This is a genomic window from Marinilabilia sp. (assembly GCF_016278715.1).
GTDB lineage: Bacteria > Bacteroidota > Bacteroidia > Bacteroidales > Marinilabiliaceae > Marinilabilia.
Genome location: NZ_JADQBH010000143.1, coordinates 1 through 2,620, shown reverse-complemented (window position 1 = coordinate 2,620; position 2,620 = coordinate 1). Strand labels below are relative to the sequence as shown.

Here is a 2,620-nt window from a genome sequence, read left to right as displayed (position 1 = left end):
TCCCGTGCGAAATCGGTATAGTAATTACGTGAGTTCATGCGACCGTCACATCCGGCCATAACCACAAATTTCTTGATGGCGCCCGATTTTACTGCATCAACAACTTTGTCGGCCAGTGCGATTACCTGATTGTGGGCAAATCCACCAACGATTTCGCCAGTTTCTATCTCTGTAGGTGCCTGACAATTTCTTGCATGTTCAATCAGCACGGAGAAGTCTTTAGGCTGACCGTCTTTGCGTTCAGCAATGTGGGGACATCCATCGAAACCGGCGGCTCCGGTGGTATAAATGCGGTCCTTGTAACTTTTCTTAGGTGGAACCAAACAGTTGGTAGTCAGCAGAACCGGTCCGTTGAAGCTTTCAAATTCGGTGGTTTGTGCCCACCATGAGTTTCCATAGTTACCAATAAAATGCTTATACTTTTTAAATGCCGGATAATAGTTGGCCGGAAGCATTTCGCTGTGGGTGTAAATATCGATACCGGTTCCTTCTGTTTGTTTCAGCAACTCTTCGAAGTCTTTTAAATCGTGACCGCTAACCAAAATTCCGGGGTTTTTACCTACGCCCAGATTCACAGAGGTTATTTCCGGATGACCATAGCTTTCCGTATTGGCTTTATCGAGCAGAGACATTACCTCTACGCCATACTTTCCGCATTCCAGAACCATTGGCAACAGTTCATTTACTCCCAAACTATCATCGACTGTTGCCACCAGCCCTTTTTTCATGAAGGCATTCACTTCTGCATTGTGATAACCCAGGTTGTGTGCATGTTCTGCATAAGCGGCAATACCTTTCATTCCGTAGGTCAGCAGTTCTTTCAACGACCGGGCATCTTCATCTTTGTGACTAAGTACCCCTACACTGGTGCTTTTTTCTTCCATTGCTTCCTCGGAGTCGGTTCTCCAGATAGCGCATTCGGGAGTGTTTTCGGGAGTGTTTCCCAGTTTTTCTGCCAAATTATCCTGTACTTCAAATCCCTTTTTGATTTGAGCAATGATTTTATTCCTATCGAAATTGGCATTGGTAATGGTAATAAACATGGAGTCGATGATGTATTTTTCTGCAACAGGATTTTTTATTCCTGCTTCATCAGCTTGCCTGCTCCACCATGCCACTCCTTTGGTGACAAATAGAAGAAGGTCCTGAAGATTGGCTACATCAGAAGTTTTTCCGCAAACCCCTTTAATTTCGCAACCGGTTCCTTTGGCTGCTTCCTGACATTGAAAACAAAACATGCTCATGATATAAGATTTTAGAAATTAGTATTTAGTCATTAGTATTTGAGTCAGTAATCAGTAGAAATTAGAATTTTTGCATTTACTAACTGATAACCGCCTATTGATAATGGTTAATTGATTCCTGATAATTAAACATTGCTCATTGCTCAAACCCACTCTTCTTTAATTATTTCTCCTTCTACCGACACCACCATCATTTTGATGGGCACTTTTCGTGAGGCCTTTGCGGCTGCACGCTGTACAATTTGAAGCAGGCCACCACAGCAGGGTACTTCCATCATCACGACAGTCAATGTGTTTATTTGAGCTTCATTGATGAGCCGGATAATCTTTTCCATATAAATTTCCATTCCCTGGTCTAGTTTTGGGCAGGCAATGGCAAGTGTTTTCCCTTTAAGCAATTTACTATGAAAATTTCCCATTGCAAAGGCCACACAATCTGCAGCCAAAACCATATCACTTTTTTTGAAGTAACCTGCAGCTGGATTGATAAGGTGCATTTGTACCGGCCATTGGCGTAGTTCGGATGGGGCCTGTTCTGTTGCTGGCGCTGATCTATGAGCCGGATCTCTGGAAATGGTTTTTGACTGAGATCCGGGACATCCTTGTGCCTGTGGTTGTTGCATCATCCCTATTTTTGGACGGTGCATCTCCCGGATAACTTCGTTCAGGTCGAAAGGCAATGAGGGTTTATTTGCTCTCATGTATTCTACGGCCTCTTTCATATATTCGGTCTCGTCGTGGTCACGTAAATGCTTGAGATGTGCCACCACCGTATTCTTTCCTTTTGGAATGATGAGTTTGATGGCCTTCACTTCATTGTAGGGTTCTGCTTCCCGCTTTTCGATGGTAATGGCACCTTGCGGACAATGTCCAATGCAGGCACCCAAACCATCACACAGGAGGTCACTTACCAGACGTGCTTTTCCGTCTATCATCTGGAGAGCACCTTCATGACAGTTGGGAATGCAGTTTCCGCATCCGTCGCACAACGCTTCATCTATTTTTACAACTTCTCTTATCATGGATTCATTGATTATTGGTTCTTTTTACTGGATGCAAATAAAAGGACAATTACATCTTTTGTTTGTAACATTTGTTACAATGGACGAAATAATTTTATATTTGCGTAGAATTCTTTCCAAAATAAATATTTTAAACGTATTGACTGGCTTGATAGGGGCTGACCTTGGCAGGTAAGCCTTAAAACAAGGTTGTTTTATCGTTAAATCGTCTCTGTTTGAATCACGTGCGCCCAGCAAGCGAGATGAGTTTTGACGATTACGATAAAAGAACCGTAGTTTTTAGAGCGAAAGCTGCCAAGGTCTTGGATTATTGCGATTAGCGAGGACAGTATCAAGCTTGCTTGAATACTGTCG

The 2,620-nt window shown here is 43.0% G+C and carries 2 protein-coding genes; both read right to left on the bottom strand.

The annotated features are described in order from the left end of the window. Positions 1-1,244 (bottom strand): hydroxylamine reductase (gene hcp, locus QZZ43_RS09360; protein WP_291858242.1); only part of this gene is annotated, 1,244 nt, incomplete at its 3' end. A 143-nt stretch (positions 1,245-1,387) separates the two neighbouring features. Beyond that, positions 1,388-2,266 carry a 4Fe-4S dicluster domain-containing protein gene (locus QZZ43_RS09355; protein ID WP_291858240.1) on the bottom strand — a complete coding sequence of 293 codons (879 nt, stop codon included), beginning with the start codon at positions 2,264-2,266 and terminating at the stop codon, positions 1,388-1,390. Between the last annotated feature and the right edge of the window lie 354 nt (positions 2,267-2,620).